Source organism: Paracoccus sp. (in: a-proteobacteria) (genome assembly GCF_030536915.1).
In the GTDB taxonomy this organism is placed as follows: Bacteria; Pseudomonadota; Alphaproteobacteria; order Rhodobacterales; family Rhodobacteraceae; genus Paracoccus.
In genome coordinates, this window is sequence record NZ_JAUNPC010000007.1 from 12,484 (window position 1) to 30,957 (window position 18,474).

Below are 18,474 nucleotides of genomic sequence, written 5' to 3' on the forward strand. Positions count from 1 at the left end.
CGGCTCACTCGTCGTCCTCGTCCTCGTCCTCGTCATCCTCGGCCGAGGTTCCGGCGGCCATCGGATTGGCCCGTTCCTCGGCGATCTCGGACAGCAGGTCGTCTGCGGCTTCCTCCTGTTCGAGGATGTCGGACATGAGGCTGGCCACCTGTTCCAGCCCCAGCAGTTCGGCATAGGCGCGCAGGCTGCCGTAGCGGGCGATCTCGTAATGCTCGACGGCCTGGCACGAGAAGATGATTGCCGCGTCCCCCGCCGCCGTGCCGCCGAAATCCTTCAGCAGCGAATCGCCTTCCTTGAGGATGCCGTCCATCGCGTCGCATTTCTCGGAGCGGGGCTTCTCGCCCATCGCCTCGAACGCCTCCTCCAGCATGGTGATCTGCTGGGCGGTCTCTTCCAGGTGCTTTTCCAGTCCGCTCTTGAGCTCCTCGTCCTCGGCCGCCGCGATCATCTTGGGCAGGGCCTTCTGGATGCGCGCCTCGGCGTAATACATGTCCTCAAGCCCGTGCTTGAGCAGGTCGGTCAGTCCCATCTGTTCGGTCGCCATGTCTTTTCCTGTCAAGTTGAAGGAGTCTGGTCGAGACAGGGAAAAGCCGCCGAGGGGCGATAGGTTTCCCGTTTCCGACAAAATCTGAATCGCCGCATCGCAGCATGCGGTCTTGCCGTCCGGGCCGTCACAGGGCACTCATCCAGGCGTCGTTTTGCAAGTGAGAGAGCCTGCCGCCATGTCGCGCCCCTATCGTTCGGTCCTTTACATCCCCGCCGCCAACCAGCGCGCCATGGAAAAGGCCCGCACGCTGGCCGCCGACGCGATCATCTTCGACCTCGAGGACGCGGTGGCGCCCGCCGAGAAGCCCGGCGCCCGGGACCTGCTGCGTCAGGCGCTGGCGCAGGATTACGGCGGGCGGGCGCGGATCGTGCGGATCAACGGCTTCGACACCGAATGGGGCCGGGACGACGCGGCGGCCTTTGCCACCGGGGCCGACGCGGTGCTGGTCCCCAAAGTCAGCCGTCCCGAGGATCTGGATGCGGTCGCCGCGCTGACCGGCGACACGCCCTTGTGGGCGATGATGGAAACCGCGCTGGGCATGCTGAACGCGGCCGCCATCGCCGCCCATCCCCGGCTGGAAGGGATGGTGATGGGCACCAACGACCTTGCCAAGGAATTGGGCAGCCGCAACCGCCCCGACCGGCTGGCGATGCAGACGGGCCTCGGACTCTGCCTGCTGGCGGCGCGCGCCCATGGGCGGGTGATCGTGGACGGCGTCTTCAACGCCTTCAAGGACGACGAGGGCCTGCGCGCCGAATGCGGGCAGGGCCGCGACATGGGATTCGACGGCAAGACCCTGATCCATCCCGCGCAGCTTGAGATCGCCAACGCGGCCTTTGCCCCGACCGAGGCCGAGGTGGATCTGTCCCGCCGCCAGATCGAGGCCTATGAAGCTGCCATCGCGGAAGGCAAGGCCGTGGCCGTCGTCGATGGCCGCATCGTCGAGAACCTGCATGTGGAAACCGCCCGCAGGACCCTGACGAAAGCGCAGGCGATTGCCGCGCTGGCGGGCTGATGGCAGGGTGGCGCGAAATCGCATGAAGGATGTCCCCCCATGATCCTGTTGATCCTTGGCGTTGCGCTCTGGTGGGGCGCGCATCTTTACAAGCGCGCCGCGCCGCACCCGGCACCTGACAACCGGCGCAAGGGCGTGGTCGCGCTGGCGCTGGTTGTCTCGGTGATCCTGATGACCATCGGCTACCAGCGGGCCGATGTCGTGATGTGGTGGGCGGCCGGCCCGGCGCTGAAGGGCATCAACAACCTGCTGGTGCTGGTGGGTTTCTTCCTGTTCGCCTCGGCGGGGATCAAGAACCGCATCGGCACCCAGATGCGGCATCCGCAACTCACGGGCTTTTCGCTCTGGGCCTTCGCGCATCTGCTGACGAACGGCGACCTGCCGTCCTTCGTCCTGTTCGGCGGGCTGCTGCTCTGGGCGCTGGTCGAGATGGCGGTCATCAACCGGGCCGAGCCGAACTGGGTGCGCCCGCCGCACCGGACCGTGATGCGGAAAGAGGTCATGGCCGCCGTCGGCGCCCTGGTCGTCTATCTGGTTGTCGGCCTGATCCATGGCTGGGTCGGTCCCAACCCCTTCGGAGCCTGAGGATGTCCCAGATCTACCGCCTGCTGACCGAGGACGACACCCCGGCCTTCTGCCACAAGATCAGCCTCGCGCTGTCCAAGGGCTGGATGCTGCACGGGTCGCCCTCGATCGCCTTCGATCCCGTCCGCGGCACCATGCGCTGCGCGCAGGCCGTCACCAAGGAAATCGCGGGTGATTATCACCCCGACATGAAGCTGGGACAGCAATGACCAAGACCAATCCGGGCCGCTTCTTCGAGGATTACCGCGTCGGCGAGGTGATCCGCCACGCCGTCCCCCGCACGGTCTCGGGCGGCGAGCGGGCGCTGTATCACGCGCTTTATCCCGCCCGCCATGCGCTGCATTCCTCGGACGAGTTCGCCCGCGCCTGCGGGCTGCCCGCCGCGCCGATGGACGACCTGATCGCCTTCCATTCCGTCTTCGGCAAGACCGTCCCCGACATCTCGCTGAACGCGGTGGCGAATCTCGGCTATGCCGAGGGGCGCTGGCTGGAACCCGTCTGGCCCGGCGACACGATCCGCGCCGAATCCGAGGTGATCGGGCTCAAGCAGAACTCGAACGGCACCTCGGGCAATGTCTATGTCCGCACGCGCGGGCTGAACCAGCGCGACGTGCCGGTGCTGGAATATGTCCGCTGGGTCATGGTGCGGAAGCGCGAGGCCGCCAGCCCTGCGCCCGACGAGGTCGTGCCGCGCCTTGACCGCGTGGTGCTGCCGCAGGCGCTGGTGATCCCGGACGGGCTGGATTTCAGCGACTACGACTTCACCCTTGCCGGCGAGCCGCATCGCTGGGGCGACTACGGCGTGGGCGAGGTCATCGACCACGTGGACGCCGTGACGGTGGAAGAGGCCGAGCATATGCTGGCCACCCGGTTGTGGCAGAACACAGCGAAGGTCCATTTCGACGCGACCTTCCGCGACGACGGCGCCCGGCTGATCTATGGCGGCCATGTCATCAGCCTTGCGCGGGCGCTCAGCTTCAACGGACTGGCTAACGCGCAGATGATCGTGGCGCTGAACGCGGGCGCGCATGCGAACCCCTGTTTCGCGGGCGACACCGTGCGGGCCTGGTCCGAGGTGCTGGACCGCGCGCCGACCAATGCGCCGGGCATCGGCGCCCTGCGCCTGCGGCTGGTCGCCCACAAGGGCGAGCCGGGAGACCTGACGCTGAAGCGCGAGGACGGGCGCTACGCGTCCCATGTCCTGCTGGATCTCGACTACTGGGTGCTGATGCCGCTGTGAGGTGGCGCAGGCTCGGGCGCGCCGCGCTGGCCGCGGGGCTGGTGCTGCTGGCGGCCTCATACGCCGGGCGGCTGCACCCGGCGGGCGATTCGCTGGCGGTCGGGCGGCCGTTCCTTGCGGCGCTGCTGGTGCTGGGCGGGCTGGGCTTGCGCGGGCGTCCCGGCTGGCTCGCAGCCGCTGCGGGGGTGCTGGCGCTGGCGCCGATCCTCTGGGCGATGCGGCCGCATGCCCCGCCCGTGCCGCAGATCGTCGTCTACCAGAAGAACCTGCTGCATTCCGTCGATGACCCTTCGGGCATCGCCGCCGACATCCTGCAGGCCCGCGCCGACGTGGCGCTGCTGCAGGAGGTCAGCCGGACAAACGCGGGCGTGACAGGCGCGCTTTCCGGCGAGATGCCGCATCAGGTGGTCTGCCCGGCCCCGACGCCGGGCACCGTCGCGATCCTGTCACGCTGGCCCTTTGCCGCGGAACCGGATTGCGCCACCGGCGTCGGCATGGCCTCGGCCCGCGTGCTGGCCCCCGAAGGCGCGGTCACGGTCGTCTCCCTCCACCTCGGCTGGCCCTGGCCCTATGGTCAGGCCGCGCAGGTAGAGCGCGTTTTGCCGCAACTCGCTGGCTTGCCGGGGCCGGTGGTGCTTGGGGGCGACTTCAATGCCGTCCCGTGGTCGCGCATCGTGGCGCGCGTCGCCAGCGCCACTGGGACGGAACGGGCGGGCCCGGTGCGGCCGACATTCCTGCTTGGCGGGCTGCCCATCGCCATCGACCATGTCCTTGCGCCTGCCGACTGGCCGGCGGGGGCCGTCATGCGGCCGCGGTTCGGCTCGGACCATCGCGGACAGGTGGTGAGCCTGAGCGGAAGGATGTGATCACTGGTTGCGAGCTTGTGATCACAACCGGCGCTAACATCGCCCCTGACACGGCGGGACTTGAACAAACCCGTGACACGGACGAAAGGATGTCTAGAGAGACCAGCAGTTTCAAGCCAGCCCGCGCGCCAGCTTGGCCCGCGCTTTTCGGACAGGAGCGCCCATGGCGGACATCCCCCGCGGCAATCGCCCGCTTTCGCCCCATCTCAGCGTCTATCGGCTGCCGATGGCGGCGGTCACCTCGATCATGACCCGCGTCACCGGGCAGGCCCTCATGGCCGGGCTGTTGCTGATCGTCTGGTGGCTTGTCGCGGCGGCCACCGGCCCGCGCGCCTTCGCCACCGCCGATTGGGTGCTGCGCAGCTGGATCGGCTACCTGGTCCTGTTCGGCTCGGCCTGGGCGCTGTGGTTCCACTTCCTCGCAGGCGTGCGGCACCTGTTCTACGATGCCGGCCTGCTGATGACGCGCGACGACGCGCAGCGGACAAGCTGGGTCATCATCATCGGCTCGGTGGTGCTGACGCTGATCACCGCCTTCATGTTCGCATTCTGAGGGGATCGTCCATGCGCTACATCACCCCCCGCAAGGCCGCCCGTGGCCTCGGCGCCGCAGGTCCCAGCACCGGCACCGCCCAGCACTGGTCGATGACGGTCAGTTCCGTCGCGCTGCTGATCCTGACGCCCGCCTTCGTCTTCGTGATCGCCTCGGCCATCGGCCTGCCGCATCACGCGGTCTTCGCCTACTTCAGCCGTCCCTATCCGGCCATCGTCACGGCACTGTTCCTGATCGTGGGGATGCTGCACTATATCGGCGGCACCCGCATCATGATCGACGACTATACCGCCCATACCGAACGCCGGGTCGCGCTGATCGCTGCCCAGCTTTTCGGCTGGGGCGTGATCGCCGCCGCCGTCTATGCGCTGGCCCGGATGGCGCTGTCCCCGGCGGTCAGCTCGGTCACCACCGTCGTCGTCCACTGAGGTTCCCATGTCCGCTTACGAATACCAGACGCATGATTACGACGTGGTGGTGGTGGGGGCCGGCGGTGCTGGCCTGCGCGCGACCCTCGGCATGGCCGAGCAGGGCTTCCGCACCGCCTGCGTGACCAAGGTCTTCCCGACCCGCAGCCACACCGTCGCGGCGCAGGGGGGCATCGCCGCCTCGCTGTCGAACATGGGGCCGGACAACTGGCAGTGGCACCTTTACGACACCGTGAAGGGGTCCGACTGGCTGGGCGACACCGATGCAATGGAATACCTCGCACGCGAGGCGCCGAAGGCCGTCTATGAGCTGGAACACTACGGCGTGCCCTTCTCGCGCACCGAGGAGGGCAAGATCTACCAGCGCCCCTTCGGCGGCCACACGACCGAGTTCGGCGAAGGCCCGCCCGTCCAGCGCACCTGCGCCGCGGCCGACCGCACCGGCCACGCGATTCTGCACACGCTCTATGGGCAAAGCCTCAAGGAAAAGGCCGAGTTCTTCATCGAGTATTTCGCGCTCGACCTGATCATCACGGACGGGGCCTGCACGGGCGTCGTCTGCTGGAAGCTGGACGACGGCACCATCCACGTCTTCAACGCCAAGATGGTGGTGCTGGCGACCGGTGGCTATGGCCGGGCCTATTTCAGTGCGACCAGCGCCCATAGCTGCACCGGCGACGGCGGCGGGATGGTCGCCCGCGCGGGCCTGCCCTTGCAGGACATGGAGTTCGTGCAGTTCCACCCGACCGGCATCTACGGTTCCGGCTGCCTCATCACCGAAGGCGCGCGGGGCGAGGGGGGCTACCTGACCAACTCGGAAGGCGAGCGGTTCATGGAACGCTACGCGCCCACCTACAAGGATCTCGCCTCCCGCGACGTGGTGTCGCGCTGCATGACGCTGGAGATCCGCGAGGGCAGGGGAGTTGGTTCCGACAAGGATCACATCTTCCTGCACCTGTCGCACCTGCCGCCGGACACGCTGCATGAACGCCTGCCGGGCATCAGCGAATCGGCCAGGATCTTCGCGGGCGTGGACCTGACGCGCGAACCGATCCCGGTGCTGCCGACCGTGCATTACAACATGGGCGGCGTCCCCACGAACTACTGGGGCGAGGTTCTGGCGCCCAAGCAGGGCGACCCCGACCGCGTCTTTCCCGGCCTGATGGCGGTAGGCGAGGCAGGCTGCGCCTCGGTCCACGGGGCGAACCGGCTGGGATCGAACTCGCTGATCGACCTCGTGGTCTTCGGCCGCGCCGCCGCGATCCGCGCGGGCGAGGTGATCGACCGCGAATCGGCCATTCCCTCGGTCAACAAGGCCGAAGTGGACCGCGCGCTCGACCGCTTCGACGCGCTGCGCCATGCGAAAGGCGGAACGTCCACGGCGACCTTGCGCGACCGGATGCAGCGCACCATGCAGGCGGATGCGGCCGTGTTCCGCACGGACAAGACACTGGCTGAAGGGGTCGAGAAGATGCGCGAGATCGCGCTGGGCCTCGACGACCTGCATGTCACCGACCGCAGCCTGATCTGGAACAGCGACCTGATGGAAACGCTGGAGCTGACCAACCTGATGCCGAACGCCCTGGCGACCATCGTCGCCGCCGAGGCGCGCAAGGAATCCCGCGGAGCCCATGCCCATGAGGACTACCCGGACCGGGACGACGCCAACTGGCGCAAGCATTCGCTTGCGTGGGTCGATGGAAATGACGTCAAACTCGCCTATCGGCCCGTCCACCTCGAACCGCTGACGAAGCACGAGGATGGCGGGATCGATCCAAAGAAGATCGCACCGAAAGCGAGGGTCTACTGATGCGTTTCTCTGTTCTTGCCGCTGTTGCAGCCGCTGCCGCCCTGGCGGGCTGCGCGGTTGTCCCGATGACCTCCATCCCCGGGACGGCGGTGGTGTCGCCTCCTCCGGGCGGCACGGTCGTCGTGACCCCGCCACCGGCCACGCCGAACAACGCCGCCGCCCGCCAGGTCATCAACGCCGAGATGGCGCGCCGCCTGCCGGGGCGCAACGTCGGGCCGCTGACCGACTGCGTGGTGGCCAATGCCACCATGGCGGAACTGGCCGACATCGCCGCGCAGCAGGGGCAGGCGGGCGCCGCCGGGGCCGTGGCCTCGGTCGTGTCGCGTCCCGCCACCTCGCAGTGCATCGCCCGGGCAGCGGTCGCCTGATGCAGCGGCGCGCGCGTTCCGGCGTGGCCCTGGTGCTGCTGCTGGCCTCGGGGATCGCGGCCTGCAGCAGCCCGGTTCCTGTCGCCCAGGCGGAACGCCTCTGCCTTGAGAATGCGCGTGCCGCCACCGCCCCCCGGACCGAGATCGGCCTGGGCCTTGGCACGGACGGCCACAAGGTCCGGACCATGGGCGGCATCAGCGTCTCGCTGTCGTCCGACTACATCAGGGGCCGTGACCCGGCGGTGGCTTTCCACGACTGCGTCCTGCGGCGCTCGGGGCAGGTGCCGACCCGGCCCTTGCACGAACAGCCGGGTTACAGGTGGCCGCAGTGACCCAGACGCGGATCTATCGCCCGTCGGGCGCGCCGCGCGGCATCGTGCGCGCCCACATGGCGACCTTTCCGGCGCGCGCCGGCATCTTCCGCCGCGTGGTGGACGCGATCCTGCCGCAGGTGGACCGCATGGTCATCGTCTTCAACGAGATGGACGAGGTCCCTGCCGACATCGCCGCGAATGACCGGATCGAGGCGATCACCACCGACCGGGACACCAAGGACCTTGGCCGCTTCTTCATGCCGCCCGGACCGGACGACATCGTCTTCCTGGTCGATGACGATATCCTTTACCCCCATGATTATGTCCCGTGCTCGATCGAGCGGGCCACCGAGATCGGCTGGGACGGCAATGTCTTCGGCTATGGGGGCATGAACCATCGCGGCGGCGATCGGCAGGGGACGGGCTGGCAGGCGACCGGCATGTCGCAGGGTCTGCCGTCGGCGCGGGGAGTTCGGATGCTGGGCACCGGCTCGGTCCTGGCGCGGGGGGATGCGGTTCCCTCCTTCGCCGCGATGGCGCCTTACTTCGGCCATGCGGACGTGGGCTTCGCGCTGCTGAACCTGCGGGCCGGCCGCAAGGCCTGGATGCTGCCCCGGGCCGAACGGTGGCTGAGGGACGGCATGAGCCCCGAGCTCGAGGGATCGAGCCTTTCAGGAACGCTGCGGAGCAGGCCCACGCTGCCGGTGGTCTCGGCTGTCGGTGAAATCATCGCAGCGCCGCTGGATCATATCGGCATGGGGCCCGGCACTCGCACAAAGACCGCGCAGGAGGCTACCTAGCCCATGTTCGAGGGCGCGGATGACGGCGGGCAGCGCCACGAAGATGCGGAGAAACCCGCATTCCGGCTGACCTTGCCCGATGAGGCGGGCAGGGCCTACGCGGCGGCCTGTTCCTCGGCCCGTGCGGTGCTGGAATATGGCAGCGGCGGTTCGACCTTTCTGGCGCTGCGCGCGGGCGCCGGCTTCGTCATGTCGGTCGAAAGCGACCGCGCATGGTCGCAGCGGATCACGGATGCGCTGGAAGCCGAGTTTCCCGCGGATCGCTTTCTGGTGCATCACGCGGATATCGGCCCGACCCTGCCCTGGGGCCGCCCGGCGAAGAACGCGCCCTTCCGGCGGTTTCACCTTTACCCCGCTGCGATCTGGGATCATCCGCAGTTCCGGCATCCCGATGTGGTCCTGATCGACGGCCGTTTCCGTGTCGCCTGCTTCCTGACCACGATGATCCGCTGCACGCGCCCTGTCACCGTGCTGTTCGATGACTATATCGACCGCGAGGCTTACCACTGGATCGAGGAACTGGTCCCCCGCGCCGGGATGATCGGCCGCATGGCCCGTTTCGACGTCCACCCGCAATCATTGCCGCCCGAGCAGTTGACGCGCTTCGCGGGTGCCTTCACCGACCCGCGCTGAGCCAGCAAGACCCGAAAGGATAGCCCCATGGTCCAGTTCAACCTTCCCAAGAACAGCCGCATCCGGGTCGGAAAGACCTGGCCGCGCCCCGAGGGCGCGACGAACCTGCGCCGCTTCAACATCTACCGCTGGGACCCGGATACCGGGGAAAACCCGCGGCTGGATACCTACTGGATCGACCTCGACAAATGCGGGCCGATGGTGCTGGACGCGCTGATCAAGATCAAGAACGAGATCGACCCGACCCTGACCTTCCGCCGCTCCTGCCGGGAAGGGATCTGCGGCTCCTGCGCCATGAATATCAGTGGCGGTAACCATCTTGCCTGCATCTACGGCATGGACGAGATCGACGGCGACGTGAACATCTATCCGCTGCCGCACATGCCGGTGGTCAAGGACCTGATACCCGACCTGACGCATTTCTATGCCCAGCACGCGGCGGTGCATCCCTACCTGATCACAGAGACACCCGCCCCCGGCAAGGAATGGCGCCAGTCGATCGAGGACCGCAAGAAGCTGGATGGCCTTTACGAGTGCATCCTCTGCGCCTCGTGTTCCACGGCCTGCCCGTCCTACTGGTGGAACCAGGACCGCTTCATGGGACCTGCTGCGCTGCTGACCGCCTATCGCTGGATCATCGATTCCCGCGACGAGGCCACGGGCGAGCGGCTGGATGAGCTGGAGGACCCCTTCAAGGTCTATCGCTGCCACACGATCATGAACTGCACCAACACCTGCCCCAAAGGGCTGAACCCGGCGAAGGCCATCGCCGAGATCAAGCACATGATGGTCGAACGCGCGCTTTGAACCGGCGCGTCAGTCGAGGGCCGCCCCCCGGGGGGCGGCCTTTTCGACTCAATCCTTATGGTTTTGCCAAGATGACCCGGCGTCACCTACATGGCGGGTGCTGCGTTGCAGCACTATATATGCTGCAAGGGAGGACGTTCTTTAGTCCAAGGTAAAAAGCGCAGAATGAACCACACTGAACATGACCGTCCGCAGGGTCTGATGGCCGATCTTGAAAACACCTCGCGCGCCGTGCGGCACCTGCCCAACACGCGTGCGCTTGAGGTCCTGAACCAGATGTACGCCTATCACGACATCCAGGCGCCCGCAGGGCAGATCGAGTCGTCCTACGACCACGCGGCCTGATCTGCGGCAGTCGCACTTGAAACGGGGCCGGACAACCGGCCCTTTTTTCATGGCTGATCGTCGGTGGTCATGTCCATCTCTGCCGCAAGGAACCGCTCGAAATCATCAAGGTCCAGCGGATCGACCTGACCAAAGCCGCGCATCCAGACCGCGGCCGCCTGCATCCCCTCGGGGTCGAGCTTGCACCAGGTGATCCGCCCGCGCCGCTCCTGCTGGATCAGCCCGGCCGCGGCCAGCGTCGCCAAGTGCTTCGAGATTGCGGCAAGGCTGATCCCGAAGGGCGCCGCCACATCCGTCACGGCCATGTCGTCCTCAAGCAGCATCGACAGGATCGCCCGCCGGGTCGGATCGGCGAGGGCTGCGAAGATCGCGTCGAGGTGGGATTCGCGGGTCATGGGCCATGTTCAACTGCAGGGTTGAATGATGAACGGGCAACTCGCAAGCCGCAAGCCACCGCGGCCTTATGGGAAAATGCTGCCGTTTCAGAGGGGTGGATCGCGGGGAACGCTGGTTGACTCGGGCCGGGCCAGTCCCTATCAGCACCGCAACTCGAAGGGGGCAGGGCGTGCCGGACGAAGGCGATGACAGCGTCCAGCAGGCGCGGGACGCCGAACGGCTGAGGGCGCTGGAAGAACGGCTGTCGCAGGCGCGCCGCGACGATCGGCTCGCACCCCCCGGGATGGACAAGTTCGCCCATGCCAACCAGGCATGGCGGATGGTCATCGAGCTTGTCGCCGGTCTCGCCGTGGGGTTCGGCGTCGGCTATGGGCTTGACCGGCTGCTCGGCACGACGCCGATCCTGCTGGTGATCTTCATCTTCCTCGGCTTCGCGGCCGGCGTGAAGACAATGCTGCGGACCGCCGCCGAGATGGGCGGGACCGCACCGGGAACAGGGCCGGCAAAGCCGGCAGGCGACAAGCCGGCGGAGATGCCGCCGAAGGACGAAAGGGACTGAGCGTGGCGACTGAAGAAAGCACGGGCCTGGTGTTCCATCCGATGGACCAGTTCATCGTCCGTCCGCTGTTCGGCGACGGGCCGGTCCACTGGTACACGCCCACCAACGTGACCCTGTGGCTGATGCTGGCCGTGCTGGTCGTCTGGCTGCTGTTCGTCGCGGGCACCTCGGGCCGTTCGCTGATCCCCTCGCGCGTGCAGTCGGTGGCCGAGCTGACCTACGGCATGGTCCACAAGATGGTCGAGGACGTGACCGGGAAAGAGGGGCTGCGCTATTTCCCCTACATCTTCACGATGTTCTGCTTCATCCTATTCGCGAACCTGCTGGGCCTGATCCCCAAGTCCTTCACCACCACCTCGCATATCGCCGTGACCGGCGTGCTGGCGCTGCTGGTATTCTTCGGTGTCACCATCCTGGGCTTCGTGCTGAACGGGACGCACTTCCTCGGCCTCTTCTGGGTCAAGTCGGCGCCCTTGGCGCTACGCCCGGTCTTGGCCGTGATCGAGCTGATCTCTTATTTCGTGCGCCCTGTCAGCCATTCCATCCGACTTGCGGGCAACCTTCTGGCTGGCCACGCCGTCATCAAGGTCTTCGCCGCCTTTGCCGCCATCGCGGTCGTGGCGCCGGTCTCGATCCTTGCCATCGTCGGCATGTATGCCTTCGAGGTCATGGTCTCCGTGATCCAGGCCTATGTCTTCACCATCCTGACCTGCGTGTATCTCAAGGACGCGCTGCATCCGGGCCACTGACGTCCGCAGGATTTCTCAGCAACCGTTTCCAAAGCCTCAAGGAGCATCTCATGGAAAACGTCGCGAACTACGCCGATCTGGGCAAATACCTGGGTGCGGGCCTGGCCTGCATCGGCATGGCGGGCGCCGCCATGGGCGTGGGCAACGTTGCCGGCAACTACCTGGCCGGCGCCCTGCGCAACCCCTCGGCCGCCGCGTCGCAGACCGCCACGCTGTTCATCGGCATGGCCTTCGCCGAAGCTCTGGGCATCTTCTCGTTCCTCGTCGCGCTGCTGCTGCTGTTCGCAGCCTGATCCCGGCGCCATTCCTTGCTTTTGGGCGGGCGCATGACGCGCCCGCCCGATTGACAACCGCAGGCCAGGGATAGGAAATGTTCAGCCTAATGCAGCAGACCGCCCCGACCGCGGTCGAAACGACCACCACGACGACCGGTGCGGTGACCGCCGCGCCCGTCGGAACCGATCCGGTCGCCGCCGCGGAATCGCCCGCGGCCCAGACCCACGCCACCGATTCCATCATCGTCCCCGGCGCCTCGGGCGTCGAGAACGCACCCGCCATCGCGCAGGACGGTCAGGGCCACCTGCCGACCGAGGTTGTGACCGGGGCCGCCGTGCCGGGCACCGACACGACCCATGCCGTCGCGCATGGCGCCGATGCGGCCGCTTCCGCCGGGATGCCGCAGCTCGACTTCGCCACCTTCGGCAACCAGATCTTCTGGCTGCTGGTGGCGCTGGCGCTGATCTACCTGATCCTGTCGCGGGTGGCGCTGCCGCGCATCGGCCGCATCCTCGGGGACCGTCAGGGGCTGATGACCGCCGATCTGGCCGCGGCCGAGGACTTCAAGCGCAAGGCGCGCGAGGCCGAGTCCGCCTATGACAAGGCGCTGGCCGATGCCCGGGGCGAGGCGCAGAAGATCGTGGCCGCCAACAAGGCCGAGATCGACGCGGAACTTTCCGCCGCCATCGCCAGGGCCGATGCCGACATCGCCGCCCGGACCCAGGAATCCGAGCGCCGGATTTCCGAGATCCGCGACTCCGCCGCAACCGACGCCCGCAACGTCGCCCGCGATGTCGCGGCCGAACTGGTGCGGACCTTCGGCGGCAACGCCGATGGCTCGATCGACCAGGCCGTCGATGCCCGCATCAAGGGAGCCGCGCTATGATCGCCCGCCTGACCGCCCTTGCGGCCGCTTTCGCCGCCAGCCCCGCGCTGGCTGCTGAGGGGGCCTTCTTCTCGCTGGCCAACACGGATTTCATCGTGCTGCTGGCGTTCCTCGCCTTCATCGGCATCCTGCTGTATTACAAGGTGCCGGGCGCCATCGGCCGGCTGCTGGACCGCCGGGCCGAGGGGATCAAGGCCGACATCTCGGAAGCTCGCCGCCTGCGGGACGAGGCGCAGGAAATCTACGCCAGCTACGAACGCCGCCAGCGCGAGGTTCACACCCAGGCCGGCGAGATCGTGGCCAATGCCAAGCGCGAGGCCGTGGCACAGGCCGACAAGGCCAAGGTCGATCTGCAGAAGTCCATCGAGCGCCGGCTGCAGGCCGCCCAGGACCAGATCACGGCCGCCGAGAACGACGCGATCCGCGCCGTCCGCAACCAGGCGATCCAGGTCGCCATGGCTGCCGCGACCGAAGTGCTGGGCCGCCAGATGGGTCCGCAGGACCGCGCCGCAGGCATCGACCGCGCCATTGACGACGTTGCCCGTCACCTGAACTGATCCTCTCGGGATCATGAAAAAACCCCCGGTGGCAACACCGGGGGTTTTCCTTTGCCTCTGCCGATCTCAGCGATTCGGGCGGATGATGATCTCGACCCGGCGGTTCTGGGCGCGGCCCGCCTCGGTCGCGTTCGAAGCGATGGGCTGGTTCATCCCCATGCCCTGCGTGGCGATGCGGTTCGGGGATACGCCACCCGCCGTCAGGATGGAGGCCACCGACCGCGCCCGGCGCTGCGACAGGTCCATGTTGTAGGCGGCGGCCCCGGTCGAGTCGGTATGGCCGATCACCTGCACGGTCGAGTTTGGATATTGCTGCAGGTTCCGCGCCAGCGCGTAAAGGTCGTTCTGCGCCGGGCCGGACACGGCGGCGCTGTCAAAGGCGAACAGCACCCCTTCCGGCAGCGTGACGTTCAGCGTCTGCCCGGTGTTGACCACCTGCACGCCGGGCGTGGTCATCTGTTGCTGCAGCGCGCGGGCCTGCGCATCCAGGACCGAGCCGATCAGGCCGCCCGCCGCGCCCCCGGCGATCGCGCCCCGCGCGATGTCGCGCCCGCGGTTGTTGCTGTCGTCGTCGCGGACCGCGCCCAGCACCGCGCCGGTTGCGGCGCCGGCGATGATGCCCTGCTGCGTCCTGCTCATGTTGCCGAACTGGCCATAAGGGTCCTGGGCGCAGGCGCCAAGCGCCATGACCCCCACGGAGGCGATCAACAGGTGAACTCGGCGGATCATGGTTCTGTCCTTTCCTTTGCCAAGGCGGCGTGGCGCCCGTCGGGGTCGCCCGTCATGCCGCCGAACGGCGCCAGCCTTTCAGAAGTTCCCCCTGTCTGCCAGCCGAAGCCCCTGAAAGCGCGTCACATTCTCTCGACTTTCCCGAAGGCTTGCGTGTTTCCGCCGACCGGGGCATCACCCTGCCATGGTCCGAACCCCTTCTCCTGCCGACAAGAACCCCCCCCGTGGCAAGGGGCGGGTGCCGCCGCCGCTGCCTTACCGAGATCAGGTCGCCATCTTCGGCATCCTGCAGGCGGCGGACCCGCATCCGGTGACCGAGCTTCAGTATCGCGACGCCTTCACCCTGCTGGTGGCGGTGGCGCTGTCGGCGCAGGCGACGGACGTGGGCGTGAACAAGGCCACGCCCGCGCTGTTCGACGCCGCCCCCACGCCGCAGGCGATGGTCGCGCTGGGGGTCGAGGGCGTGACCGAGCTGATCCGCACCATCGGCCTTTACCGGCAGAAGGCGAAGAACATCGTGGCCCTGTCGCAGCGGCTGGTGGACGAGTTCGGCGGCGAGGTGCCGACCTCGCGGGCCGCGCTGATGAGCCTGCCGGGCGTGGGGCGCAAGACCGCGAATGTGGTGCTGAACTCGTTCTTCGGCATCCCGGCGCAGGCGGTGGACACCCATATCTTCCGCGTGGGCAACCGCACCCGCATCGCGCCGGGCCGCGACGAGGCCGAGGTAGAGCGCGCCATCGAGGACAACGTCCCCGCCGGGTTCCAGCAGAACGCCCATCACTGGCTGATCCTGCACGGCCGCTACATCTGCCAGGCCCGCCGCCCGCGCTGCACCATCTGCCCGATCCGCCCGCAGTGCCCCTATGAGCCGAAGACGACCGATCCGGCCTGACCTCTTGTCCCTGCCGCGCGTCCCCGGTTTAAGCGCCGGGACAGGCACAAGGGGCAGCGCATGGCATATCAGGTGATCGGCATCGGCAATGCCGTGATGGACGTGATCTCGACGGCAAGCGACGCGCGGCTTGCCGAACTGGGCATCCGGAAGGGCATCATGCAGCTGATCGAGCGTGACCGCGCCGAAGAGCTGACCCATGCCGATACCGGCGCGCGGCTGGTGCCCGGGGGCTCGGTCGCGAACACGCTGACGGGACTTGGGCGGCTGGGGCTTGAGACGGCCTTCATCGGGCGGGTGGCGGCGGACGACCTGGGTCGCGCCTATGCGCATGAGATGGGGACGGACGGCACCGATTTCGTCAATCCGCCGGCCGAGGCGGGGCTTCCGACCTCGCGATCCATCATCTTCGTGACGCCCGACGGCGAGCGGTCGATGAACACCTATCTCGGCATCTCGGCGGAACTGGATGAAGGCGACGTGGATGCGGGCCTGTTCTCGGGCGGAAGCTGGCTGTTCCTCGAAGGCTATCTTTTTGACAAGCCCAAGGGAAAGGCCGCCTTCCTCAAGGCTGCCCAGGCCTGCCATGCCGCGGGCGGACAGGCGGGCATCGCGCTGAGCGATCCGTTTTGCGTGGACCGCCACCGCGAGGATTTCCGCCGGCTGGTGGCGGGGCCGATGGATTACGTCATCGGCAACCTCCACGAATGGCAGGCACTTTATCAGGTCGAGGATCTGGAGGAGGCGCTGCGCCTCGCCTCGGCGGATTGCGGGACGGTGATCTGCACCCGCTCGGGCGAGGACGCGATCCTGATCCGGGAAGGAGAGCGGGTGACGGCTCCGGTCCATCCCGTGACGCCGGTCGATGCGACCGGCGCAGGGGACCAGTTCGCGGCGGGGCTGATCTACGGGCTGGCGACGGGCAAGCCGCTGGCCGTCGCGGGCCGCATGGGCTGCATCGCCGCGGCCGAGGTGATCACCCACCTCGGCGCCCGTCCCGAGGCGGATGTCATGGTGCTGTTCCGGGCCGAAGGGCTGGTCTGAGAGGCGGGCACCCCGCGCCGCCTCATCCCCGGGGCATCACGGCGTCTGGGTCGGCTGGCCAAAGCCGGTCGTGGGGGCTGAAGGCTCTTCCGAGGCCGGCAGCGTCGGCGCGGGGGGTGCGGGCACCTGTTCCCCGCCTGTCGTGGCGGGGCTTGTCCCGGTCTCGCCCGACGTGGGGGCCGGCTGCGTTGCCGCCGCCTGGGCCGCAGGCACGGGATTGTCCGGCGTGACCCGCCAGACCGTGTTCGACAGGTCGTCGGCCACGATCAGGGCGCCGCGGGGATCGACCGTCACCCCCACGGGGCGACCGCGGGTATTGTCCTCGTCCCGCAGGAAGCCGGTCACGAAGTCGACCGGTTCGCCCACGGGGCGGCCGTCCTCGAAGGGGACGAAGATCACCCGGTAGCCGACAGGCGGGTTGCGGTTCCAGCTTCCATGCTCGCCCACGAAGACGCCGTCCGCGAACTCGGCCCCCATCGCCGGGACCGAGAAATCCACGCCCAGCGCCGCCACATGCGACCCCAGCGCATAATCCGGCACGATCGCCGCGGCGACCAGTTCAGGGTTCTGGGGCTGGGTGCGGATGTCCACGTTCTGGCCCCAGTAGCTGTAGGGCCAGCCGTAGAACCCGCCTTCCTGCACCGAGGTGAGATAGTCGGGAACGAGGTTCGGGCCGATCTCGTCCCGTTCGTTCACCACGGCCCAGAGCTGGCCCGTTTCCGGCTGGATCGTCAGCGCGGTCGGGTTGCGAAGGCCGGTGGCGTAAACCCGGCTGGCCCCGGTCTGGGTGTCGATCTGCCAGACCATGGCGCGGTCTTCCTCGATCTCCAGCCCGCGTTCGGTGATGTTGCTGTTCGATCCGATACCGACATACAGGAAGCGCCCGTCATCGCTGGCGGTCATCGCCTTGGTCCAGTGATGGTTGATCGCCGCCGGAAGGCGGGTCAGCACCGTGGGCGGGCCGCTCGCCTGCGTCTGGCCGTCGGCATAGTCAAAGCGCACCACGGCATCCTGATTGGCGACGTAGATGGTGCCGTCGACATAGGCCAGCCCGTAGGGCGCGTTCAGGTTCTCGGCAAAGATGCCCTGCTGTTCATAGGTGCCGTCGCCATCCGCGTCGCGCAGCAGCGTCAGCCGGTTCCCCGGCTCGACCGAGCTTTTGCCCAGGTTCTTGATATAGGCCGCGATGATGTCCTTGGGGCGCAGCGCAGGGGCGTTGCCGCCCGAGCCTTCAGCCACAAGGATGTCCCCGTTCGGCAGGACCAGCGTCTGGCGGGGAATCCGCAGGTCCGTGGCGATGGGCTGGATGGTATAGCCTTCGGGCACCGTGGGACGCTCGTCGCCCCAGAGGGCGGGACGCGGGATCGTCATGGTCGGCAGCAGCCCGCGCTGCGGTTCGGGCAGCGTGGGGTTCGGGCCGTATTCGGGGGGCGGCGTTCCGCCGTCCTGCGCCGATGCGCCGGTCGCCAAGACAGCAGCCGCCATGGCGGTGCCGAGAAGAAGAAGCGGGCGCATCAGTTCACCTCGTCGATGGAAAGACCGGAATAGCCGATCCATGCGGCGACAAGCGCCAGAAAGGCCGAGATCGCCGACAGCCAGATCGCCTCGGGCATGATGGCCCAGGCGTCCTTGGCGTGGATGAAGGCGTTCATCAGCCCCAGAACCCACATGGCCAGCACCACAACGAAATAGATGATGCTGCGGCGGCGTCCGCGCGTTTCCCGGCGGAACAGGTTGATCAGCGCCCAGAGCCCGACAAAGGCGCCGACCAGCAGGCCGCCGGCGTTCAGCCATTGCGCGAAGTTCGCCCACTGGATCTCGTAGGTCGCGCGGTAAGCGAAATCGCTGAGCAGGGTGCCGAGGAACAGGGGGAAAGGGAATGAGAGAAGGATCGCGTGGATCGGATGAATCGGTCTGAGGTCGATCGGACCGTAAACTGCTACCATGACCACTTTCCCTGCACTGCCAGAAGGGCGAACGCACGAAGCCGTGAGTGGTTCCCCTGCCGGTTGCAGAAGACAGCGGGCGCGAAAGCTGATCTCGCGCCCGCTGCAGTCATGGCGGAAAGGTCCGCG

At 67.6% G+C, this 18,474-nt stretch carries 26 protein-coding genes; 21 read left to right on the plus strand and 5 right to left on the minus strand.

Annotated features, from left to right (window positions below; all coding sequences use genetic code 11):
• Nucleotides 1–4: 4 nt before the first annotated feature.
• A complete protein-coding gene (locus Q4F04_RS02490; RefSeq protein ID WP_303368254.1) occupies nucleotides 5–544 on the minus strand; it encodes a ferritin-like domain-containing protein in 540 nt (179 codons plus the stop codon).
• A 178-nt stretch (nucleotides 545–722) separates the two neighbouring features.
• On the opposite strand from Q4F04_RS02490, the gene Q4F04_RS02495 reads away from it, so the two are divergent.
• The 14 genes from Q4F04_RS02495 (at nucleotide 723) to Q4F04_RS02560 (ending at nucleotide 10,311) form a co-directional block, all read left to right on the plus strand.
• Nucleotides 723–1,562, plus strand: a complete 840-nt coding sequence (locus Q4F04_RS02495) for a CoA ester lyase (RefSeq protein ID WP_303368255.1) — start codon at nucleotides 723–725, stop codon at nucleotides 1,560–1,562.
• A gap of 39 nt (nucleotides 1,563–1,601) precedes the next feature.
• Nucleotides 1,602–2,147 (plus strand): NnrU family protein, encoded by a 546-nt coding sequence (locus Q4F04_RS02500; RefSeq protein ID WP_303368256.1) that lies wholly within the window; start codon nucleotides 1,602–1,604, stop codon nucleotides 2,145–2,147.
• Between the two features lie 2 nt (nucleotides 2,148–2,149).
• Nucleotides 2,150–2,356 carry a DUF1737 domain-containing protein gene (locus Q4F04_RS02505; protein ID WP_303368257.1) on the plus strand — a complete coding sequence of 69 codons (207 nt, stop codon included), beginning with the start codon at nucleotides 2,150–2,152 and terminating at the stop codon, nucleotides 2,354–2,356.
• A complete protein-coding gene (locus Q4F04_RS02510; RefSeq protein WP_303368258.1) occupies nucleotides 2,353–3,387 on the plus strand; it encodes a MaoC family dehydratase in 1,035 nt (344 codons plus the stop codon). Before Q4F04_RS02505 ends, Q4F04_RS02510 begins: the two co-directional genes overlap by 4 nt.
• Nucleotides 3,384–4,253 carry an endonuclease/exonuclease/phosphatase family protein gene (locus Q4F04_RS02515; RefSeq protein ID WP_303368259.1) on the plus strand — a complete coding sequence of 290 codons (870 nt, stop codon included), beginning with the start codon at nucleotides 3,384–3,386 and terminating at the stop codon, nucleotides 4,251–4,253. The genes Q4F04_RS02510 and Q4F04_RS02515 overlap by 4 nt, the downstream gene beginning before the upstream one ends.
• Nucleotides 4,254–4,416: 163 nt before the next feature.
• A complete protein-coding gene (gene sdhC, locus Q4F04_RS02520; RefSeq protein WP_303368260.1) occupies nucleotides 4,417–4,806 on the plus strand; it encodes a succinate dehydrogenase, cytochrome b556 subunit in 390 nt (129 codons plus the stop codon).
• An 11-nt stretch (nucleotides 4,807–4,817) separates the two neighbouring features.
• Nucleotides 4,818–5,234 carry a succinate dehydrogenase, hydrophobic membrane anchor protein gene (locus tag Q4F04_RS02525; protein WP_303368261.1) on the plus strand — a complete coding sequence of 139 codons (417 nt, stop codon included), beginning with the start codon at nucleotides 4,818–4,820 and terminating at the stop codon, nucleotides 5,232–5,234.
• A gap of 7 nt (nucleotides 5,235–5,241) precedes the next feature.
• On the plus strand, nucleotides 5,242–7,044 hold the full coding sequence (sdhA, locus tag Q4F04_RS02530) for a succinate dehydrogenase flavoprotein subunit (protein WP_303368262.1): 1,803 nt from the start codon (nucleotides 5,242–5,244) through the stop codon (nucleotides 7,042–7,044).
• A gap of 65 nt (nucleotides 7,045–7,109) precedes the next feature.
• On the plus strand, nucleotides 7,110–7,412 hold the full coding sequence (locus tag Q4F04_RS02535; RefSeq protein ID WP_303368263.1) for a hypothetical protein: 303 nt from the start codon (nucleotides 7,110–7,112) through the stop codon (nucleotides 7,410–7,412).
• The gene (locus Q4F04_RS02540) at nucleotides 7,412–7,744 is read left to right on the plus strand and encodes a hypothetical protein (protein ID WP_303368264.1); all 333 of its coding nucleotides are present in this window, start codon (nucleotides 7,412–7,414) and stop codon (nucleotides 7,742–7,744) included. The genes Q4F04_RS02535 and Q4F04_RS02540 overlap by 1 nt, the downstream gene beginning before the upstream one ends.
• Nucleotides 7,741–8,526 carry a hypothetical protein gene (locus Q4F04_RS02545; protein ID WP_303368265.1) on the plus strand — a complete coding sequence of 262 codons (786 nt, stop codon included), beginning with the start codon at nucleotides 7,741–7,743 and terminating at the stop codon, nucleotides 8,524–8,526. Before Q4F04_RS02540 ends, Q4F04_RS02545 begins: the two co-directional genes overlap by 4 nt.
• 3 nt (nucleotides 8,527–8,529) lie before the next feature.
• Nucleotides 8,530–9,159 carry a hypothetical protein gene (locus Q4F04_RS02550; RefSeq protein ID WP_303368266.1) on the plus strand — a complete coding sequence of 210 codons (630 nt, stop codon included), beginning with the start codon at nucleotides 8,530–8,532 and terminating at the stop codon, nucleotides 9,157–9,159.
• 27 nt (nucleotides 9,160–9,186) lie between these two features.
• A complete protein-coding gene (locus Q4F04_RS02555; RefSeq protein WP_303368267.1) occupies nucleotides 9,187–9,966 on the plus strand; it encodes a succinate dehydrogenase iron-sulfur subunit in 780 nt (259 codons plus the stop codon).
• Between the two features lie 165 nt (nucleotides 9,967–10,131).
• Complete coding sequence (locus tag Q4F04_RS02560; RefSeq protein WP_303368268.1) at nucleotides 10,132–10,311, plus strand: hypothetical protein; 180 nt, start codon at nucleotides 10,132–10,134, stop codon at nucleotides 10,309–10,311.
• A 47-nt stretch (nucleotides 10,312–10,358) separates the two neighbouring features.
• Here Q4F04_RS02560 and Q4F04_RS02565 read toward each other — a convergent pair whose 3' ends face one another.
• The gene (locus Q4F04_RS02565; protein ID WP_303368269.1) at nucleotides 10,359–10,706 is read right to left on the minus strand and encodes a helix-turn-helix transcriptional regulator; all 348 of its coding nucleotides are present in this window, start codon (nucleotides 10,704–10,706) and stop codon (nucleotides 10,359–10,361) included.
• 170 nt (nucleotides 10,707–10,876) lie between these two features.
• Here Q4F04_RS02565 and Q4F04_RS02570 point away from each other — a divergent pair, with 170 nt between their 5' ends.
• The 5 genes from Q4F04_RS02570 to Q4F04_RS02590 all read left to right on the plus strand — a co-directional run bounded on the left by Q4F04_RS02570 (nucleotide 10,877) and on the right by Q4F04_RS02590 (nucleotide 13,734).
• Nucleotides 10,877–11,266 carry an AtpZ/AtpI family protein gene (locus Q4F04_RS02570; protein WP_303368270.1) on the plus strand — a complete coding sequence of 130 codons (390 nt, stop codon included), beginning with the start codon at nucleotides 10,877–10,879 and terminating at the stop codon, nucleotides 11,264–11,266.
• Between the two features lie 41 nt (nucleotides 11,267–11,307).
• Entirely contained in the window at nucleotides 11,308–12,015 is a 708-nt protein-coding gene (locus tag Q4F04_RS02575; protein ID WP_182791551.1) for a F0F1 ATP synthase subunit A, read from the plus strand.
• 50 nt (nucleotides 12,016–12,065) lie between these two features.
• On the plus strand, nucleotides 12,066–12,308 hold the full coding sequence (locus Q4F04_RS02580) for a F0F1 ATP synthase subunit C (protein WP_182791490.1): 243 nt from the start codon (nucleotides 12,066–12,068) through the stop codon (nucleotides 12,306–12,308).
• A gap of 317 nt (nucleotides 12,309–12,625) precedes the next feature.
• Nucleotides 12,626–13,177: a F0F1 ATP synthase subunit B' gene (locus Q4F04_RS02585; RefSeq protein WP_303368299.1), complete on the plus strand. Its 552-nt coding sequence runs from the start codon at nucleotides 12,626–12,628 to the stop codon at nucleotides 13,175–13,177.
• Nucleotides 13,174–13,734 (plus strand): F0F1 ATP synthase subunit B, encoded by a 561-nt coding sequence (locus tag Q4F04_RS02590; RefSeq protein ID WP_303368271.1) that lies wholly within the window; start codon nucleotides 13,174–13,176, stop codon nucleotides 13,732–13,734. The genes Q4F04_RS02585 and Q4F04_RS02590 overlap by 4 nt, the downstream gene beginning before the upstream one ends.
• Before the next feature lie 66 nt (nucleotides 13,735–13,800).
• On the opposite strand, the gene Q4F04_RS02595 is transcribed toward Q4F04_RS02590, so the two are convergent.
• On the minus strand, nucleotides 13,801–14,463 hold the full coding sequence (locus Q4F04_RS02595; protein WP_303368272.1) for an OmpA family protein: 663 nt from the start codon (nucleotides 14,461–14,463) through the stop codon (nucleotides 13,801–13,803).
• 184 nt (nucleotides 14,464–14,647) lie between these two features.
• On the opposite strand from Q4F04_RS02595, the gene nth reads away from it, so the two are divergent.
• Together nth and Q4F04_RS02605 are read left to right on the plus strand one after the other, a co-directional pair.
• A complete protein-coding gene (nth, locus tag Q4F04_RS02600) occupies nucleotides 14,648–15,355 on the plus strand; it encodes an endonuclease III (RefSeq protein ID WP_303368273.1) in 708 nt (235 codons plus the stop codon).
• A gap of 60 nt (nucleotides 15,356–15,415) precedes the next feature.
• Complete coding sequence (locus Q4F04_RS02605; protein WP_303368274.1) at nucleotides 15,416–16,399, plus strand: adenosine kinase; 984 nt, start codon at nucleotides 15,416–15,418, stop codon at nucleotides 16,397–16,399.
• Between the two features lie 36 nt (nucleotides 16,400–16,435).
• On the opposite strand, the gene Q4F04_RS02610 is transcribed toward Q4F04_RS02605, so the two are convergent.
• Nucleotides 16,436–17,914: a sorbosone dehydrogenase family protein gene (locus Q4F04_RS02610; RefSeq protein ID WP_303368275.1), complete on the minus strand. Its 1,479-nt coding sequence runs from the start codon at nucleotides 17,912–17,914 to the stop codon at nucleotides 16,436–16,438.
• Nucleotides 17,914–18,345 carry a DUF2231 domain-containing protein gene (locus Q4F04_RS02615; protein ID WP_303368276.1) on the minus strand — a complete coding sequence of 144 codons (432 nt, stop codon included), beginning with the start codon at nucleotides 18,343–18,345 and terminating at the stop codon, nucleotides 17,914–17,916. The genes Q4F04_RS02610 and Q4F04_RS02615 overlap by 1 nt, the downstream gene beginning before the upstream one ends.
• Between the last annotated feature and the right edge of the window lie 129 nt (nucleotides 18,346–18,474).

Bases quoted from the DNA above. Each gene is read 5' to 3' on its own strand.
- Q4F04_RS02580 (WP_182791490.1), top strand. From the start codon at position 12,066: ATGGAAAACGTCGCGAACTACGCCGATCTGGGCAAATACCTGGGTGCG.
- sdhA (WP_303368262.1), top strand. From the start codon at position 5,242: ATGTCCGCTTACGAATACCAGACGCATGATTACGACGTGGTGGTGGTG.
- Q4F04_RS02560 (WP_303368268.1), top strand. From the start codon at position 10,132: ATGAACCACACTGAACATGACCGTCCGCAGGGTCTGATGGCCGATCTT.
- Q4F04_RS02575 (WP_182791551.1), top strand. From the start codon at position 11,308: ATGGACCAGTTCATCGTCCGTCCGCTGTTCGGCGACGGGCCGGTCCAC.
- Q4F04_RS02505 (WP_303368257.1), top strand. From the start codon at position 2,150: ATGTCCCAGATCTACCGCCTGCTGACCGAGGACGACACCCCGGCCTTC.
- Q4F04_RS02490 (WP_303368254.1), bottom strand. From the start codon at position 544: ATGGCGACCGAACAGATGGGACTGACCGACCTGCTCAAGCACGGGCTT.
- Q4F04_RS02495 (WP_303368255.1), top strand. From the start codon at position 723: ATGTCGCGCCCCTATCGTTCGGTCCTTTACATCCCCGCCGCCAACCAG.
- Q4F04_RS02615 (WP_303368276.1), bottom strand. From the start codon at position 18,345: ATGGTAGCAGTTTACGGTCCGATCGACCTCAGACCGATTCATCCGATC.
- Q4F04_RS02595 (WP_303368272.1), bottom strand. From the start codon at position 14,463: ATGATCCGCCGAGTTCACCTGTTGATCGCCTCCGTGGGGGTCATGGCG.
- Q4F04_RS02500 (WP_303368256.1), top strand. From the start codon at position 1,602: ATGATCCTGTTGATCCTTGGCGTTGCGCTCTGGTGGGGCGCGCATCTT.
- Q4F04_RS02605 (WP_303368274.1), top strand. From the start codon at position 15,416: ATGGCATATCAGGTGATCGGCATCGGCAATGCCGTGATGGACGTGATC.
- Q4F04_RS02535 (WP_303368263.1), top strand. From the start codon at position 7,110: ATGACCTCCATCCCCGGGACGGCGGTGGTGTCGCCTCCTCCGGGCGGC.
- Q4F04_RS02590 (WP_303368271.1), top strand. From the start codon at position 13,174: ATGATCGCCCGCCTGACCGCCCTTGCGGCCGCTTTCGCCGCCAGCCCC.
- sdhC (WP_303368260.1), top strand. From the start codon at position 4,417: ATGGCGGACATCCCCCGCGGCAATCGCCCGCTTTCGCCCCATCTCAGC.
- Q4F04_RS02540 (WP_303368264.1), top strand. From the start codon at position 7,412: ATGCAGCGGCGCGCGCGTTCCGGCGTGGCCCTGGTGCTGCTGCTGGCC.
- Q4F04_RS02510 (WP_303368258.1), top strand. From the start codon at position 2,353: ATGACCAAGACCAATCCGGGCCGCTTCTTCGAGGATTACCGCGTCGGC.
- nth (WP_303368273.1), top strand. From the start codon at position 14,648: ATGGTCCGAACCCCTTCTCCTGCCGACAAGAACCCCCCCCGTGGCAAG.
- Q4F04_RS02610 (WP_303368275.1), bottom strand. From the start codon at position 17,914: ATGCGCCCGCTTCTTCTTCTCGGCACCGCCATGGCGGCTGCTGTCTTG.
- Q4F04_RS02555 (WP_303368267.1), top strand. From the start codon at position 9,187: ATGGTCCAGTTCAACCTTCCCAAGAACAGCCGCATCCGGGTCGGAAAG.
- Q4F04_RS02565 (WP_303368269.1), bottom strand. From the start codon at position 10,706: ATGACCCGCGAATCCCACCTCGACGCGATCTTCGCAGCCCTCGCCGAT.
- Q4F04_RS02550 (WP_303368266.1), top strand. From the start codon at position 8,530: ATGTTCGAGGGCGCGGATGACGGCGGGCAGCGCCACGAAGATGCGGAG.
- Q4F04_RS02525 (WP_303368261.1), top strand. From the start codon at position 4,818: ATGCGCTACATCACCCCCCGCAAGGCCGCCCGTGGCCTCGGCGCCGCA.